Annotated in this window: 12 protein-coding genes; 1 reads left to right on the top strand and 11 read right to left on the bottom strand. The window is 48.6% G+C overall.

Going from position 1 to position 17561, the window contains the following annotated elements:
* Nucleotides 1-6: 6 nt before the first annotated feature.
* From SCACP_RS00860 to SCACP_RS00810, 11 genes are all read right to left on the bottom strand, one after another.
* Entirely contained in the window at nucleotides 7-960 is a 954-nt protein-coding gene (locus SCACP_RS00860; RefSeq protein WP_425059571.1) for an ABC transporter substrate-binding protein, read from the bottom strand.
* Between the two features lie 307 nt (nucleotides 961-1267).
* A complete protein-coding gene (gene trhA / locus SCACP_RS00855) occupies nucleotides 1268-1894 on the bottom strand; it encodes a PAQR family membrane homeostasis protein TrhA (protein ID WP_425059570.1) in 627 nt (208 codons plus the stop codon).
* Between the two features lie 447 nt (nucleotides 1895-2341).
* Nucleotides 2342-5917, bottom strand: coding sequence for a bifunctional glycogen debranching protein GlgX/4-alpha-glucanotransferase (locus SCACP_RS00850; protein ID WP_425059569.1), 3576 nt, complete (start codon nucleotides 5915-5917; stop codon nucleotides 2342-2344).
* An 18-nt stretch (nucleotides 5918-5935) separates the two neighbouring features.
* Nucleotides 5936-8377: a glycogen/starch/alpha-glucan phosphorylase gene (locus tag SCACP_RS00845; RefSeq protein ID WP_425059568.1), complete on the bottom strand. Its 2442-nt coding sequence runs from the start codon at nucleotides 8375-8377 to the stop codon at nucleotides 5936-5938.
* Between the two features lie 52 nt (nucleotides 8378-8429).
* Nucleotides 8430-9866 (bottom strand): glycogen synthase GlgA, encoded by a 1437-nt coding sequence (glgA, locus tag SCACP_RS00840; protein WP_425059567.1) that lies wholly within the window; start codon nucleotides 9864-9866, stop codon nucleotides 8430-8432.
* A gap of 2 nt (nucleotides 9867-9868) precedes the next feature.
* Complete coding sequence (gene glgD, locus SCACP_RS00835; RefSeq protein ID WP_425059566.1) at nucleotides 9869-10990, bottom strand: glucose-1-phosphate adenylyltransferase subunit GlgD; 1122 nt, start codon at nucleotides 10988-10990, stop codon at nucleotides 9869-9871.
* 46 nt (nucleotides 10991-11036) lie between these two features.
* Nucleotides 11037-12239, bottom strand: a complete 1203-nt coding sequence (locus tag SCACP_RS00830; RefSeq protein WP_425059565.1) for a glucose-1-phosphate adenylyltransferase — start codon at nucleotides 12237-12239, stop codon at nucleotides 11037-11039.
* 37 nt (nucleotides 12240-12276) lie between these two features.
* Complete coding sequence (gene glgB, locus SCACP_RS00825; RefSeq protein ID WP_425059564.1) at nucleotides 12277-14217, bottom strand: 1,4-alpha-glucan branching protein GlgB; 1941 nt, start codon at nucleotides 14215-14217, stop codon at nucleotides 12277-12279.
* 125 nt (nucleotides 14218-14342) lie between these two features.
* Nucleotides 14343-15509: a glucose-1-phosphate adenylyltransferase gene (locus SCACP_RS00820; protein ID WP_425059563.1), complete on the bottom strand. Its 1167-nt coding sequence runs from the start codon at nucleotides 15507-15509 to the stop codon at nucleotides 14343-14345.
* A gap of 230 nt (nucleotides 15510-15739) precedes the next feature.
* A complete protein-coding gene (gene larA, locus SCACP_RS00815) occupies nucleotides 15740-17011 on the bottom strand; it encodes a nickel-dependent lactate racemase (RefSeq protein WP_425059562.1) in 1272 nt (423 codons plus the stop codon).
* On the bottom strand, nucleotides 17011-17148 hold the full coding sequence (locus tag SCACP_RS00810) for a hypothetical protein (RefSeq protein ID WP_425059561.1): 138 nt from the start codon (nucleotides 17146-17148) through the stop codon (nucleotides 17011-17013). Before SCACP_RS00810 ends, larA begins: the two co-directional genes overlap by 1 nt.
* A 184-nt stretch (nucleotides 17149-17332) precedes the next feature.
* On the opposite strand from SCACP_RS00810, the gene dmpI reads away from it, so the two are divergent.
* Nucleotides 17333-17542 carry a 4-oxalocrotonate tautomerase DmpI gene (dmpI, locus tag SCACP_RS00805; RefSeq protein WP_425059560.1) on the top strand — a complete coding sequence of 70 codons (210 nt, stop codon included), beginning with the start codon at nucleotides 17333-17335 and terminating at the stop codon, nucleotides 17540-17542.
* The last annotated feature ends 19 nt before the right edge of the window (nucleotides 17543-17561 follow it).

The following is a 17561-nucleotide window of genomic DNA, read 5'->3' as shown; positions in this document are numbered from 1 at the left end:
GTCAGACTACCTTACAAAGCGGTCGTCGACCAGTTCTTTATAAGAATAGGCCTTCTGGATCAACTGCCTTGCCTGAAGCCAGGCCACCACGTCCTCAACGTCTTTCGCTTGAGGCGCTACGGCTTTTTGATATTTAGGCAAAATAAGAGCCCCTTTTACGTCTTTGGGGAAGCCTCCCTTTTCGATTAACAGGTCTACGTAGTTTTCCACAGGCTCCCGGGATAAATAATCAATGGCTTTGTTATAGGCCCGGTACACGGCTTTAATTTCTTGCTCTTTGTCATTCACTGCCTTGGTGGTAAATAACATAACTCCCGGATTTATGCCTAACCGGTCAGAACTGTTTAATACCTTCGCGCCGTTTTTGACGGCAATAGTGGCCAAAGGCTCCGGTAAAGTGGCAGCAGCAATCTTGCTGTTTTGCAGCATTTCCAACCGCGCGGGAATCTGCGGAATGATGATTTTGTTGATATCTGCCGGTGTTAATCCGCCTTCGGTCATGACCTTATCTGTTACATACTCAATAATGGTATTTTTAGAAATGGCCACATCTTTACCCTTCAAATCCTGTATTGATGTGGCAGTTTCGTCTTTGTTCACTACCAGCTTATAGCTGCCGCTTGTTAACGAGGTAATCACCGTGTCAAAGCCGCCGGACTTGGCAAAGGCTTCTGCCAGCATATCAGAGATGACACCGTCCAATTTGCCGCCTTGAAGGGCACTGTCCCGGTCCACGGCACTTTTGAAAGACTCCAGGGTTACCGTCAGACCCTCTTCCTTAAAATATCCTTTTTCCTGTGCAATGATAAACGGGATGGAATCTACATCAGGCATAAGACCAATAGTGATATTCTGCAGTTTTCCGGACTGCTGGGCAGAATCTTCTTTCTTATTACCGGCGCAGCCTCCCAGAGCAATCATCATGACAACCATGATCATTACAACAACAAATTTTTTCATTTTTACAATCCTCCTTCATAACATAAACCTTTGTTTTTTCTAAGGCGCAGCCCTCCTCATGTTTTCTGCTGTCTGGCAGGCGCCTCCGGTTTTCATTATACCGCATCTTCCGGGTGTCTACCATAAGGCTATAATCCACTATAGCCTTATCAGATACGAGAAGTCAATAAGGTAAAGAAAAGTGTAGGGGAGGGTTAGAACCCTCCCCTACGCGCAAAATCAGCTATATTTGCTATTCATTCCGAATCCCAACTGCATGGTCTTCGCAAATACATTTCCATACCGGACTTTGATAAAATCTATTTGGTCATCCAACCGGAATGGGCAGTACATAACAAAAAATGGTTATAAAATGAGCAGCGCTGCCGGCAAGAACAAACACATGCCAGACCGCGTGATTGTAGGGAAACCAACGGTATAGGTAGAAGAGAGCTCCCACCGTATATAAGAGGCCGCCGGCGATTAACCAGCAAAGTCCTGTCGTTGGCAAAGCGGCTACCAGCGGTTTTATGAAGATAAGCATAAGCCATCCCATGATAATGTAACATATAGTTGATAAAATTTTGAACCGCTTAACAAAGAAAATCTGAAAAATTACTCCGGCAACAGCCAATCCCCAAACCACGCCGAAAACGGTCCAACCCAATACTCCGTGAAATAACACGAGAGCAAAAGGGGTATACGTTCCGGCAATCAGCAAATAAATCGCGGCATGATCAAGAATCTTAAAGATATATTTGAGTTTTTCGTCGCTAAAACTATGATAAAGGGTTGAAGCCAAATACAACAGAACCAGGGATATACCATAGATGCTAAAGCTTACAAGGTGCCAGATACTACCATATAGATAAGACGATACAACAAGAGCCAAAAGCCCCGCCAGAGCTAATGTCGCACCTAAACCATGAGTTACCGCATTCAGTCTCTCTTCCATACACGCCCTCCTGTCACCCAAACAACCTAGCTATTTATTCTCTATACCCAGGCTGCGCCTATGTTAATATTTTGAACTGACCTGCAAATTAAATACGTATTTTTTTGTCGGATTAATTTTTATATGAAATCCAATAAAGATTTTTTTCCAGGCGTGTTGTTAGTAACGCTCCACCGCTGGCGCTTGACTTACGCTTATACTAACAACACACCTGTAAATCTTTATTGGATACTATATAGTGATACAGATCCCCCAAATAATACTAGCTGTTCTCATTCTAATAATACCATATTGACGGGATACCTGGCCGCAAAATCTCACTAAGAAGTTGCAAGTTTTTTACCGCTAGGCGGGTGCGCCAAATCACCCCTAACGGTAAAAATACAAAGAGGTTAAGTGGGATACCAACTCAACCTCTCTCTGCCCGGTCCTGACATTTCTAATTACTTATTTGCTAAATCCCCCATTGGCATCCTGGTGTTTATCCTGTGATGGTGCCGTTTGCCCAAGGCGGCCTGCGCGCCCGCCAAGCCGGGTCCATCCTGCCAGACGTCCGGCTATTTCCGGGGTAAGCATGCCTGGCTTCAGCCGCCAGTTCCAGTTACCGCCAACTGTGCCTGGTGTGTTCATCCTGGCCTCACTGCCTAACCCCAACACATCCTGGAGCGGCACAATAACAGTATTGGCCCGGCTGAGGTAGGCCAGCCTGATGAGCTGCTCGCATACACCGGTGTCACTCATATCGTCACCCAGCTTAAGTCGCTGTAAATGTTCAAGGATAACGCGCTTTACATGCGGCTCGGCGCTGTCCAGCTTTTGATACCAGCCTAAGAGCGTGTCGTTGTCATGCGTGCCGGTGTAAGCGATGGTATTATAGCCGGTATTATGGGGAAAGTCGGGCGCTGTCCAGCCGTCACCGAAGCTAAACTGCAACACCTTCATGCCAGGATAAGCAAACCGGTGTTTCAACCGGTTAACACCAGGAGTAATTATGCCCAGATCTTCAGCCACCAGCGGCAGTTTGCCCAGATACTTTTCCAGCACGGTAAACAGCTTTGCCCCCGGACCGGTTACCCAGCGGCCATTAACGGCTGTCTGCTCCCCGGCCGGTATCTCCCAATAGGCGTCAAAACCACGGAAATGGTCGATGCGAATAAAGTCAACCAGGTTGAGCAACACTTCCAGGCGGTGGCGCCACCAGCAGTAGTCGTCCTGTGCCATCGCCTCCCACTTATATAACGGGTTGCCCCACAGTTGGCCGGTAGCGCTGAAATAGTCAGGCGGCACACCGGCCACTTTGGCCGGGCTACCGGCGGCATCAAGCTCGAACAGTTCGGGATTGGCCCATACATCAGCGCTGTCATGGGCGACAAACAGCGGTAAATCACCAAACAGGCTAATACCCCGGTGGTTGGCGTAAACCTTCAGTTCCTGCCACTGCTGCCAGAATATAAACTGCAAAAAGTTCTGGTATTCAATTTCCTCCTCAAGCACCTGGCGATAATAGTCGATAGCCTCAGGTTCGCGCCATCTGATATCACTGTCCCATTGATTCCAGGGCATGCCCCGGAAGTGCTTTTTTAGAGCAATAAACAATGTATAGTCTGCCAGCCACGCTTCTGCTTGTTCCTTGAAATTCCGGTATGCGCCAGTATCACCCCGGTATTTGAATCGGTCGAAAGCCAGTCGCAAGGATTTTTCCTTCCATAGTTTTACCCTGGGGAAATCAATAGTATAGTTATCGTAATTAGCAAAGGCCGCCAGCGGCAGTTCGGCTTGGGTCAGCCACCCGTCTTCCGCCAGCTTTTCCGGAGAAATTAATAGCGGATTGCCGGCAAACGCGGACAAGCACTGATACGGCGATTCGCCAAAGCCCACAGGATTTAACGGCAAAAACTGCCACACCCGCTGCTCGCCGGCTACAAGAAAATCAACAAACCGGTAGGCTTCCGGCCCCAAATCGCCGATGCCAAACGGCGAAGGCAGCGAGGTAGGGTGCAAAAGAATGCCGCTCGAACGCTGCCGTTCGGTTGCAGGCGGCTCAACATGGGCAAGCAACAGTTTGCCGGAGAGCGCCGGTATCTTAAGTTCAAGGTTTCCCTGTTCCGGCAGCATAATTTTTTCACCGGTCAGCATGTCAATAACATAGTCCTGGTCGGCAAACCAAGCGTTGGTATCAATACTTATGTGAGCCTCGGCCGTAGTGCTGCGATTGATAATAACGGCCGCAGTATTATCGGCTTCCAAATCGCCAAAAACATCTTTCCCGCTCCGGATACGGCGCACATAACCGTACACATCACCGGCAGCAATAAGTGGCAGCCACTCGCCTGTCCTCAGCACCGGATATTGCCGGCGCAAACCTGTCAATTTCTTATACCATGCCAGCAGATCGCGGTCTTCCCGTCCCCACGGATACGGTCGCCGGTTTAACGGGTCGCTGTAGCCTTCAACGCCGACTTCATCCCCGTAATAGATGCAGGGAGCGCCCGGGAAAGTCATCTGCCAGAGCACAACAAGCTTGAGCCGGGCCAAACCAAGCGCCCGCTGCTCAGATGTCAACCGATGCTTAAACGCATTAAGTTTGCTGTGCGACTCTTCCGGCGGCGCTTCGCCCAAGAGCGTCAAAATGCGCGGCACATCATGGCTGCCAATAATATTTAAGTTGGCATAAAAATTTTCTTTCGGATAGTTTTCATACAGACTGAACAACGCACGGTGAACGGCGTCGGCATCACGCCAGCCCAGCATGAAATCGAGGATAATTTTTCGGAAGGGGTAATTCATGACAGCATCAAGCTCGGTACCGTTAAAATACTGCCGGAGATTGCCGTAGGCAACTTTGCGTGAGGCGTCTTCCCATACCTCACCGATTAAAATAGCTTCCGGGTCTTCTTGTTTGAGTGTTTTATAAAAATTTTTTAAAAAAGTTTCCGGCAGTTCGTCGGCGACATCCAGCCGCCAGCCTTTGGCTCCCAGCCCAAGCCACTGTTTAAGCACACTGTCCGGCGCATCAATAATAAAGTTCTGGTATGAAGGGTCGTCTTCGTTGACATTAGGCAATGTGCCAATACCCCACCAGGACTCGTAGCTGACAGGATAGTCGATAAATTTGTACCAAGAATAATAGGGAGATTCCCGGGACTGGCACGCTCCGACACTGTCATAAGTCCCATTTTGGTTAAAATAAATGCTGTCACTGCCGGTATGGCTGAACACCCCGTCAAGAATTACCGCTATACCACGCTCTTTGGCCTTGGTGCACAGTTCGGCAAACAATGCATTATCGCCAAACATGGGGTCAATGGTTTTGTAGTCGGCCGTGTCATATTTGTGGTTGGAAGGCGCGGCAAATACGGGGTTAAGATAAATGGCCGTTATGCCAAGTTCCTCAAGGTAAGGCAGCTTGGCAATAACGCCTGCCAAATTACCGCCGAAAAAGTCATAAGCTAGTATCGCACCAGTGTCCATGTCGCGGGTGTAAACAGGTGTGTCATACCAGTCCGCGTGAATTAGGCTGCCCGGACGGGGATTTAAAATTTTTCCGTCCGGCAGACCGTTATAAAATCTGTCAACAAATATCTGATAGACGATGGCATTCTTAAACCATTTGGGCGTAGTCGCCCCCGGAATATAGGTGCTTATCTGATATGACGGCGGCGGAGAGTCATAGATATGTCCCACGCCGCCTGTTTCCTCGGCATTGTTGCCATAGTAGAACGTTTGGCCGCCCTGTCTGACAACAAAATAGTACCAAATAACCCCCGGACTGTCGGGGGCGGTAATGACCGCCTCGTACAGTTTTTGCCCGCCATGATCCTGCGCCAGCCGCATATCTATCATGGTCTCGCCCGTGCCGTCCTGCCAGGTTCTTAAAAGTACGGCATCAAGGGGCGGCACGCCATAATGATGCGGGGTTGCAATCAGCAGTTTTAGCGTTATTTCGCTATGACAAGAAGCAGCCCCAAAAGGGCTGCGAAAGTCGACATTGTGGGAGTCGTGCAATATCCAGTATTGATTCACGCCGGTCCACCTCCAGTATTAACTTTCCCGGATAATCACCGGCTTAATCCCCCAAATTCCAATAGCATATTCAGATACCGTACGGTCACTGGCAAACCTTCCGGAAAAAGCAATGTTATTAATGGCCATAGCCTGCCAGCGGCTCTGGTCGCGATATAAGCGATCGATTTTTTCCTGGGCGGCAGCATAGGCAGCAAAATCTTTTAAAACAAAATACTCATCATTGGCACGCATAAGCGAGTGATAGATGCTGTCAAACTCGTCCGGACTCACCGGTAAAAACCCGTTAACCAGTTGGTCAACTATCATTTTTACGCGCGGATTGCCGTGATATACGTCAAGCACGTTATAGCCGCCGTGTTTATAGTAACTCAGCACTTCGTCAGCCGTCAGGCCAAAAATAACAATATTATCGTCGCCCACTTCATCTCTGATTTCTATGTTGGCGCCGTCCAAGGTGCCGATGGTAACAGCACCGTTCATCATAAATTTCATGTTGCCGGTCCCTGACGCCTCACGGCTGGCAGTCGAAATCTGCTCACTGACATCAGCTGCAGGCATAATGAGTTCGGCTAAGGACACGTTGTAGTTTTCGAGGAAAACCACTCTGATTTTTCCGCCAATGCTCCGGTCATTGTTAATAACATCAGCCAATGTATTAATAAGCTTGATGATGCGTTTGGCGAGGTAATAGCCGGTAGCCGCTTTGCCGCCGAAAATAAAAGTACGCGGCGTAATATCAAGGCCGGGGTCGGCTTTAAGCCGGTTATACAAATCGAGAATGTGAAGGGCATTTAGCGTCTGACGCTTATAGGCATGGATTCGCTTTGCCTGAACATCGAAAATCGAATCAACGTCAACGGCTATATCCATCTTATCCTTGATATACTTGGCCAGCCGTTCCTTGTTAGCCTGCTTGACGGCCTTGATACTGCTCTGAAAGGCCGGGTCGCGGGCATAGCGGTGAAGATTGGCTAATTCGGTAGGGTGGGCCAGCCAGCCCGGACCGATAGCCTGAGTAATTAACTTAGCCAGGCCGGGATTGGCTTTGGCGAGCCAGCGGCGATGGGTAACACCGTTGGTTTTGTTGTTAAAGCGATGCGGGTAAAACTGGTGGAAGTTGGCCATTACTTCCTTTTTCAGAATATTGCTGTGCACCTCGGCTACGCCGTTCACGCTGTGACTGCCGGTAACCGCCAGGTGCGCCATATGGACATAACCGTCGCTGATAATGGCCATAGCCCGTATTCGCTCCCAATCGCCGGGATATCTGTCCCACAGAGCGGCGCAAAAGCGCTCGTTAATTTCCTGGATAATCATGTACATACGCGGCAAGAGCGTTTGGACCAGGTCAACCGGCCATTTTTCCAGCGCTTCCGGCAAAATAGTATGGTTAGTATAGGAAATTGTCTTGGTTGTAGCATTCCAGGCCTCATCCCAGCCTAATCCTTCCTCATCCATTAAAATACGCATAAGCTCAGGCACTGCCAATGCCGGATGGGTGTCGTTAATGTGCACGGCCACTTTTTCATAAATTTTGGCCAGAACGGACGGATCCCCCCCATAGGTACGCTTATACCGCCGGACAATGCTTTGCAGTCCGGCAGAGACAAAGAAATATTGCTGTTTAAGCCTGAGCGTCTTGCCTTCGGGATAGTTGTCATCAGGATAAAGAATTTGAGAAGTGGCTTCAAGCGAATACTTATGTTCAACAGCTTTTAAAAAATCGCCTTTGCTGAACGAAGGAAAATCAAAATAATTGGTCTCGGCACTCCACAGGCGCAAGGTATTGACAGTGCCGGAATTAGCGCCAATAACAGGCACATCATAAGGAACAGCCAGCACCGGTTCGTAGTTTTCATGAATGGCGACCAAGCGGCCGCCCTGGCTTTCCAGCCGGACATTGCCGCCGAACTTGACGGTAACAGCGCGGTCAGCCTTGCGCGTTTCCCACACATAACCATCTTTCAGCCAGTTGTCGGGAATCTCAATCTGGTAACCGTTAACAATTTTTTGCTCAAACATACCGTGCCGGTAACGGATACCGGTGCCATGACCAGGCAATTGCAGCGAAGCCAGCGAGTCCAGAAAGCATGCGGCCAAACGGCCAAGACCGCCATTGCCTAACCCGGCGTCTTGCTCAACAGCTTCCAGCTCGTTTAAGTCGATGCCCAGCTCGGTAAGCGCCTCACTGCACACATCGGTCAGTCCCAGATTAAAAAGGTTGCTGCCCAAGAGCCGGCCCAGCAGAAATTCCATGGAAAAATAATACACCTGTTTTTCCTTGCACTGCTTGTACTGTTTATTGGACTGATACCAGCGCTTATTAATAATATCACGGATCAAAGCGCTAAGCGCCACATATCTGTCAGTTTGGGACGATTCGTCCAGGCTTTGTCCGAACAGGGTCTGCAGTTTATCAATAAACGCCTCTTTAAATTCCTCTTTAGATGTAAACATAACACCCTCCCCCCCGCTATCAACATGTAAAAAAATCGGCCTGCCGGCGCGTTTATTGGGCTGTCAGTCGCCCATAAAGGTCCCGGTATTCTGCCGCCGAACGCCGCCAGCTATTGTCGGCACGCATGGCGTTTTTTACCAGTTTAGCCCATACACCCCGGCTGCGGTAAAGTGACACGGCCTGTTCAATTGCATACAACATATCATGGGCATTGTAGTTGATAAATGTAAAGCCGGTACCCTCACCTGTTTCCGGGTTAAACGGCCTGATTGTATCTCTGAGGCCGCCAACTTCGCGGACAACGGGAATACTGCCATACCGGAGAGCAATAAGCTGACCAATGCCGCAGGGTTCAAACCGGGACGGCATAAGAAAGAGATCAGAGCCGGCATATATTTTATGAGCCAGACTCTCGGAAAAAGTGATATTGGCTGAGACTTTATCAGGATGGCGCCGCGCCGCGTTGGCAAACAGGCTCTCGAACTGTCCTTCCCCTGTTCCCAGCACGACAAGCTGTACATCAAGCGCTAGCAGTTCCTCCATGACATGGGCGATAAGGTCAAGCCCCTTGGAACTCACCAGACGGGATACAATAGCGATAAGCGGTATGTGCTTGCCAACAGGTAACCGTAGCTCGGCCTGCAGTTTCAGCTTATTATCCAGCCGCTTGACCGTGCCCCGCCAGGTATAGTTGGTATAAATGTCAGGATCCGTAGTCGGATTGTATACATCATAGTCAATACCGTTTATTATGCCGCAGATATCGGTATGACGTTTGCGGAGCATGCCTTCAAGTTTCTCGCCAAAATAGGGTTGTTGAATTTCCTGGGCGTACGACTTGCTTACAGTAGTAATACTATCACAAAACGCCAACCCGCCTTTAAGGAAATTAACCTGTCCGTAAAATTCCAGACCATCGGCGGTAAACATGCTGCTCGGCAGTCCCAGTAGATCGCCTAAAATATCACCGGGAAAAATCCCCTGGTACATCAGGTTGTGGATGGTGAACACTGTTTTTATATTGGAATACTCGTCCCTTATCCGGTACTGCGCCTTGAGCATGGCGGCCAGCGGTCCGGTCTGCCAATCATGGCAGTGAATAATATCAGGCGTAAAATCAAGCTGAGGCAGCGCTTTCAACACTGCCCGGCAAAAATAAGCGAACCGTTCGGCTTCATCGTAATAGCCGTACAAATTCTCCCGCTTAAAGTAATATTCGTTGTCAATAAAGTACCAAGTGATACCCTGATATTCAAGCTCATAAAGCCCGCAATACTGCCTGCGCCAGCCAACCGGCACAGTCAGTGCCGCCTTCTTGGTCATTTGCGCAGTGAACTCTGCAGTGATCGAGCTATATTTGGGCAAAATCACCCGGACGTCGACTCCCTGTTTTTTAAGTTCTTTCGGCAGTGAGCCAATAACTTCTCCCAACCCGCCGGTTTTGGCAAACGGCGCCGCTTCCGATGCCACAAACAGTACTTTAATCATGATTAAATCACCGTCCCCTTTTCGATTACTATCGGGTGATTTAATTCTCCTTTTAATTTTTTGCCTGCCGTTATTTTGACATCCTTATCGCAAATGACGTTTTTCAGCACCGCTCCCGGGCCGATTTCACCTTTCTGCATAATAATGCTGTTAATTACCTGGGCATCTTTATGCACTTTAACCCCCCGGAACAGGATGCTGTTTTCAACTTTTCCCGCGATTACCGAACCATTGGCAACCAGCGAGCGCCGAACACTGGCATCCTGCTGATATTTTACCGGCGCTTCATCTTTAACTTTGGTATAGATTGAACCATGAGCAAAAAACAGTTCCTGCCAAACCTCAGGATTTAAGAGTTCCATACTATGGTTGTAATAGCTGCCTATTGAATGAATACGGGCCAAATACCCGGTAAACGGAAAACCGTACATTCGCAAATTAGCCAGATTTTTAATAAAACAGTCCCGGGCTACATTGGTACCGCCCCGCGACATGCCGGCATCAATAAGATCAATCAGGAGTTGGCGGTCTAATAGATACATCTCCATTGACAGCTTATTACTGCGCGGATTGACCGGCCATATTTCCATGTCAACAACCCTGCCGTCATCATTTGTTTCGATCATAGTGGCGTTGGTTAAGCATCGTGCGCCAGCCTCGCCATATTCTTTATACAGCACAGTAATATCAGCTTTCTTCTCCAGGTGAAATCTATAGACAGCTTCAAAATTAATGTTGCAGACCAACCGGCTGCCAGCCAGAATAACATAGCGCTGCCGGCTGCTTTTGATATAATCAAGGTTACTGAAAAAATCAGCCAGATCACTCGGGAAGGCCCCCTGTACGCTATCGGCATGAAGCGAAGGCAGCATGAACAACCCATCCCGCTTACGGGCCAAATCCCACTCTTTGCCTGAACGGATATGGTCCATAAGCGAACGCGAGTTGCCGGCCGACAATATTCCTACATTGGTTATGCCGGAATTAATCAAATCAGACAGAATGAAATCGATTAGCCGATAACGGCCGGCAAAGGGAATAACGGCTAATGGCCGGCATCTGGTTAACTCCCGGAGCAAGTCGTCGCTTTCATGTAAATTGATCAGGCCCATTAGATCCTTCAAAAAAACTTCCTCCCCCTAAACAGTATGCTGCTTTGCGCCGGGAGTTTTATGAACGGGCAAGCAGGGCATTTCTCTTTATTTTTGTCTCACTGGTAATAGTAAGGTTGTCGCCGATTAACGTTATACCGGAAAACCATTTGCTGGCGTCCTGCTCAGCCGGGTCTTCAACCCCCACCTGAGCTCCGGCCTCGATTACCGTTTTCCTGCCAATGATTGCCTTACTGATAACAGAATGAGCGCCAATCGAAGTATAGGGCATAATTATGGAATCCTTGACTTTGGCGCCTGCACCAATATAGACGCCGGGAAACAACACCGAATTTTCCACTTCGCCATGTACGCGGCAGCCTTCGGTAATTAGCGAGCAAGTAACGCGGGCGGTATCAGCCACAAAATGGGAAGGCTGCGTTGGATTAACTGAATAAATACGCCACTTTGGATCATACAAATTTAGTTGAGGCTCATCGCTTAGGAGGTCCATATTAGCTTCCCAATAGCTCTCAACAGTACCGACATCTTTCCAATAGCCGTCAAACCGGTACGCATACAACCGCTCGCCTGCCGACAGCATTTTCGGAATAACATTCTTGCCAAAATCATGACTGGAATCAGGGTCGGCAGCATCTGCAGCCAGATACGCCCTCAGCACCCGCCAGTCAAATACGTAGATTCCCATCGAAGCCAGGTTGCTCTTGGGATTTTTCGGTTTTTCCGCAAATTCGGTGATACTGTCGCCGGCAGCCGTATTCATAATGCCGAAGCGGCCGGCTTCTGCCCACGGCACTTGGATAACGGCAATAGTAGCATCAGCTTGCTTACTCCGATGGTAATCAAGCATGAGCGAATAATCCATTTTATAAATATGGTCGCCGGATAACACCAATACGTAATCAGGGTTAAACATTTCGATAAAATTGACGTTCTGGTAAATGGCGTCAGCCGTGCCTTTGTACCACTCGCCGCCTTTTTCCCGGACATAGGGCGGCAGCACATATACCCCGCCGTTCCGGCGGTCAAGGTCCCAGGCACTGCCAATGCCGATATAGGAGTGCAGGGCCAGCGGCTGGTACTGGGTAAGTACGCCAACAGTGTCAATGCCTGAGTTATAACAGTTACTTAGGGGGAAATCAATGATCCGGTATTTTCCGCCGAACGGTACAGCAGGTTTTGCCAGTTTTTTGGTCAGCATCCCCAGCCGGGTTCCCTGACCGCCGGCTAAAATCATGGCCACACATTCTTTGTTGCGCAAAACATCCCACTCTCCCTATGTAGTGCTGTCAAGTTTTTTACTGCATAACCTGCGGGTTAATATCGTTTTCCGGTTCCGGTCTGCGTACGCCTATCGGTCTTAAATAGACTGCGGCCAGTGGCGGCAACGTGATAACAAGCGATTGGGGCTGATTATGCCAAGAAGTGCCATCCGGTTTGAGCTTGCCGGGATTGCCCTGACCTGAACCCCCATACTCCGGCGCATCACTGTTTAGCACCTCAAGATAGTATTCGGCGTCCGGCACGCCGATCCGGTAGCCATGCCGGACAACAGGCGTAAAATTAAGCACGGTAATGATAAAGTCTTCTTCTTTTTTCCCTTGGCGCTTAAATACAATAACACTTTGTTGATAGTCCTGACAGTCAATCCAGGAAAATCCGTTCCAGTCACGGTCATTCTGCCACATGGCCGGATTATCCAGATAAAAATGGTTAAGTTTCCGGACATAGCTGTGAAGTTTGGCATGCATTTCATATTCCAGGAGGTGCCAGTCCAAACTGTCCTGGTAGTTCCACTCGATAAACTGCCCGAATTCCCCGCCCATAAATAGTAATTTCTTACCGGGATGGGCCATCATGTACGCATAAAAAGCCCGGAGGTTTGCAAACTTTTGCCAGTAATCGCCTGGCATTTTATTTAAAAGCGACCGCTTGCCGTGCACTACCTCGTCATGCGACAACGGCAAAACAAAGTTTTCGGAAAAAGCGTACATAAACGAAAATGTCACCAGATTGTGATGGTGCTGGCGGTGCACCGGATCAAGCTCCATGTACCGGAGCATATCGTTCATCCAGCCCATGTTCCACTTAAAGTTAAAACCAAGCCCCCCCAGGTAGGTAGGGTGAGTCACCAACGGCCAGGCGGTTGAATCTTCGGCAATAACCAGTGCCTCGGGATAATTAGCGAAAATGGTCTCATTGAGCTGCCGCAGGAAATTGATGGCCTCAAAATTTTCCGTCCCGCCGTAACAGTTGGGTTCCCAGTCGCCTTCATCCCGCCCGTAGTTCCGGTACAGCATGTTAGCGACAGCGTCAATCCTGAGTCCGTCAATGTGGTACACATCCATCCAGAATAACGCGTTGGAAATCAGGAAACTCACAACCTCAGGCCGGCCCAAGTCAAAGTTGAGCGTGCCCCAGCCACGGTTTTCACTGCGGCGCGGGTCGGCATACTCGTATAGCGTAGTGCCGTCAAACCGGGCCAAGCCATGGGCATCTCGGCAAAAATGGCCGGGTACCCAGTCCAGAATGACGCCGATACCTTTTTGATGGCAACAGTCAACAAGATACATAAAGTCTTGAGGTGAGCCATAGCGGCTGGTAGGTGCATAATAACCTGTGGCCTGATAACCCCACGATCCGTCAAACGGATGCTCAGCCACCGGCAAAAGCTCAATATGGGTATAGCCCATACTGGCAGCATACGCAGCAAGATCAGGTGCAATGTCCCGGTAAGACAAACGCTGCCGGTCACCCGAAAGTTTCCACGAACCTAAATCGACCTCATAAATGTTCATAGGCTGTTCATGCACCAAGTGTTTGGCTTTATCCTCCCGCCACTTGGCATCATTCCACACATACCCGTCTAAGTAAGCAATCTTGGATGCCGTTTTAGGTCTAACTTCGGCAGCAAAGGCATACGGATCGGCTTTATGCAGCGTTTCGCCCCACTGGGTGATAATCTCGTACTTATAGATGTCACCGGCTTTAAGACCGGGGACAAACAACGCCCAAACGCCGCACGTACTTACTTTCTCCAAGGCATGGGCACAGCCGTTCCAGCCATTGAAATCACCAATAACCCGGACGGCCTGGGCATGGGGAGCCCATACGGCAAACCGTACACCTGCCACGTCATCTTTCACTGCCATATGCGCCCCCAGCATATGATAACTCCGACTGTTTTTGCCTTCATGGAATAAATATAAATCATGATCGCTCAGCCAAGCAGTGGTCATTAAATTCATCCTTTATCAACTGTAAATTTACGGCAATTAATATACTGTATTGTTCGCTGTCAGCATAAAAAAATCCTGTCAAGTAATAGCACTTGAATACATTTTTAGCAGTATTTTACAAGCAACTAACCTGCCAGGCTTACTCGTTCATTGACGTCAATTTCGCCTCCCGCGCGGTGGCAACCGGCAACCTTGATAACACCCTCGTTTTCCGACCGGGAGATGTCGGCGCTAACTATGGTATTTTGTTTAACGATTGCGCCGATAACGGTTGTACCGCTTTCAATCCGGGAATATTGCATAACTACGGCATCCTTAACCTTTGCTTCCGGCCCGATATAGACGCCGGGAAAAATTACCGAGTTTTCTACTTCCCCCAAGATGATCGAGCCACCAGCAATCAGCGCCCGGCTGACTTTGGCGGACTCTCCCTGATACTGGGGCGGCTGACTCAATTTAGCCGAATAAATGGGCCAGTCAGGGTCAGCTAACACTAATCTGGGTTCATCGCCAAGTAAATCCATGTTAGCTTCCCAGTAACTATCTACTGTACCAACATCTTTCCAGTAGCCATTAAAGCGGTACGCATACAAGCGGCGACCCTGGAACAGCATAGCGGGAATAATGTCTTTGCCAAAATCGTGACCAGATTCTTTGTTGACAGCGTCATACGCTAAATATTGTTTTAACACTTTCCAGGTAAAAATATACACACCCATGGAAGCTTGATTGTTTTTAGGCTGGCATGGTTTTTCAACAAAATCCAGAATGCGCCCGCTCTGAGCCGTCTCCACAATGCCAAACCGGCCGGCCTCATCCCACGGCACGGTAAAAACACCAATGGTGGCATCACCCTGACAGGCTTTATGATAGGCGAGCATGGCGGCATAATCCATCGTATAAACGTGGTCTCCGGACAGCACTACTACATATTCAGGCTCATAATGCTCAATAAAATCGAAGTTTTGATAAACGGCGTCCGCTGTACCTTTATACCATTCACCCCCTTTTTCCCGGACATAAGGCGGCAAAATATGGACCCCGCCATCCCTCCTGTCAAAGTCCCAAGCGCCGCCAATCCCGATATAGGCATGCAGCACCAGCGGCCGATACTGCGTAAGAATGCCCACAGTATCAAGCCCTGAATTGCGGCAGTTACTTAAAGTAAAATCAATAATCCGGTAGTGGCCGCCGAACGGCATGGCAGGTTTGGCCAGGTCTTTCGTTAACGCTCCCAGCCGGGTACCTTGTCCCCCTGCCAGTACCATAGCGATCCATTCTTTATTCCCCAAATTGTTCCCTCCCTGACACACTCTAACACATAAGTTCTATAACAAGTTATGAACCAGTCAGGCCACATAGAACAATTCAAAAAATGTTTGAATTTTAAATAAAAAAAGCACCTGTCGGCAGTAAGACAGATGCTCTTCGTAAAGATTAGCATAAAAGGGGATTTAGTTAAATTGCGTTTTCGCCCAGTTACCCTGTTGATTAACTCTATCTCCCGGTTGGGATTGCTTAACTAGCCTTTTATTATGGGTAACATATCCGGAGCGTGCGTCAGTACTACAACTTTGGCCGTCTCTGCTTGCCTGGACAGTGCATGATTTAAGGCCGCCTGAGCGGAAGAAAATGGAACAAAACCTAATTTCCTTACTTCCTCCGCCGTAATCCCGTCTGATACAAAATATACAGAAGCCCGTTCCCGTACCTGCGCCCACGCAATTGCCAGCGCTGCGGCAACATGATCCTTGATCTTTCCCTCTGCCAACATGGTCTTAATTTCACAGGCAGAGTAACGGGTGTATTCCACCATATCAGAATGAGTCATAGCCACACCCTCGTAACACGGTGTTACGATAATTATAATCCCGCCCTCCCGCACAGCGCGGTCTGCGGCATAAAGAGTCTTATGCGCTTGCCAAAATTCTATATCACAAGGGTGAGAACCGGCCAGTACAATATCGGCTTCTCCGGGAATTTCAACGGAGTAAACTTCCCGCGATACCGCCGCCCCGGCCTGAAATGCCTCAACAAGATCACCAAAGAAGCCCTGGACTACCTGGCCATGCCGGTTGAGAACAGTATTAAAGATAGTATTCATGCCTATTTTACGGGCTATCGCGTTCAGTTCCCGGCGTACTGGATTATCTAAAATTCCTAGCTGCGACCGCGGCGACCGCACACTGAGTAAATGGGTTTGTGCTGTTGTAGCCTCTCCCGACACACCTGGCTGCACAATCTTGGCCCCGCCGGAATAGCCGGGAATATGGTGAGGAACAATACTGCCTATCCCAATTTTAAAGTCCGCTTCGTAGACCATACGGTTAATACTTATCGGTGTGCCGTTCTCAGTTAATCCTAAATCCACCAGGCTATCACCATCTCTGAACGGATGGTTAAAGATTTCGACCCGCCGGACTACTTCCTCACCGAATTTCGCAAGAATTTCTTCCGAGGTCATGAAACGATGCGTCCCGAGAGCAATGACTACTTTTATCTGTTCATCGGAAACTCCTGCTGCATTACATTCATCAAGGATAACCGGAATAATGACATCAACCGGTGTTAAACGGGTATTATCATCAGCAACAATAACGATATTTTTTCTGCCCTGAACCAGTTCCCGCAATGGGAGCGATGCTATTGGATTGGCTAACGCCCGCATAACTTCCGCCTTAACATCTGTTACAGGCTGAATATCCTGCGGGGAATAAACCCCTATTAAATTCCTTTCCGGTATAACTACCTCAATTTCTGTATTGCCATAAGGCAGCTTGCATGTGCAGTCCACTATAGGCTGGCCTCCTTCGTTAATTTGTCTTGGTTATGGCCATCCCGGTCTCCCCAAAGGATTGCCTCAGTCATACTACGACTGTCGGCAGTCCCTTTGCCGGCTTTGTCAAAGGCTGTACTTAGCATAATTAGCATAAAATATAAAGTTGGCCATGCGCAAGCTAATTTCCTTGAAAATTTTTTTACATCAATCCTGAGATTTTTGTCATTAATTATAACAGTGTAAAAAATTCAGCTAATTTTTTTTGGATAACTATGGTAATATTATAATAACGGATGTACATGCCAAACCAGCATAGTAATGAGGAGAGTAACTATAATGCCAATAATTACTATTGAAGCGGGGAAAATGAACAAAGACCAGAAGGACGCTTTAATCCGGGACTTGACCCAAACGGCCAGCGCTATTCTGAAAATTCCCGAGCAGTCATTTATCGTTGTTCTTAAAGAAAATGATCCTGATAACATTGGTTCAGGAGGAAAAATGCTAAGTAAAATAATTGCTGAAAGGAACCGGAGTAACACGTGAAAAGAGAGTAATTAGGGGG

Source organism: Sporomusaceae bacterium ACPt, assembly GCA_041428575.1.
Taxonomy (GTDB): Bacteria; Bacillota; Negativicutes; order Sporomusales; family Sporomusaceae; genus Sporomusa_D; species Sporomusa_D carbonis.
Note: the sequence above shows the minus strand (reverse complement) of the source record. Positions and strands in the feature narration are given on the sequence as shown.

Bases quoted from the DNA above. Each gene is read 5' to 3' on its own strand.
- glgA (WP_425059567.1), bottom strand. From the start codon at position 9,866: ATGATTAAAGTACTGTTTGTGGCATCGGAAGCGGCGCCGTTTGCCAAA.
- glgB (WP_425059564.1), bottom strand. From the start codon at position 14,217: ATGACCACTGCTTGGCTGAGCGATCATGATTTATATTTATTCCATGAA.
- SCACP_RS00845 (WP_425059568.1), bottom strand. From the start codon at position 8,377: ATGTTTACATCTAAAGAGGAATTTAAAGAGGCGTTTATTGATAAACTG.
- SCACP_RS00860 (WP_425059571.1), bottom strand. From the start codon at position 960: ATGAAAAAATTTGTTGTTGTAATGATCATGGTTGTCATGATGATTGCT.
- dmpI (WP_425059560.1), top strand. From the start codon at position 17,333: ATGCCAATAATTACTATTGAAGCGGGGAAAATGAACAAAGACCAGAAG.
- trhA (WP_425059570.1), bottom strand. From the start codon at position 1,894: ATGGAAGAGAGACTGAATGCGGTAACTCATGGTTTAGGTGCGACATTA.
- SCACP_RS00810 (WP_425059561.1), bottom strand. From the start codon at position 17,148: ATGCTAATTATGCTAAGTACAGCCTTTGACAAAGCCGGCAAAGGGACT.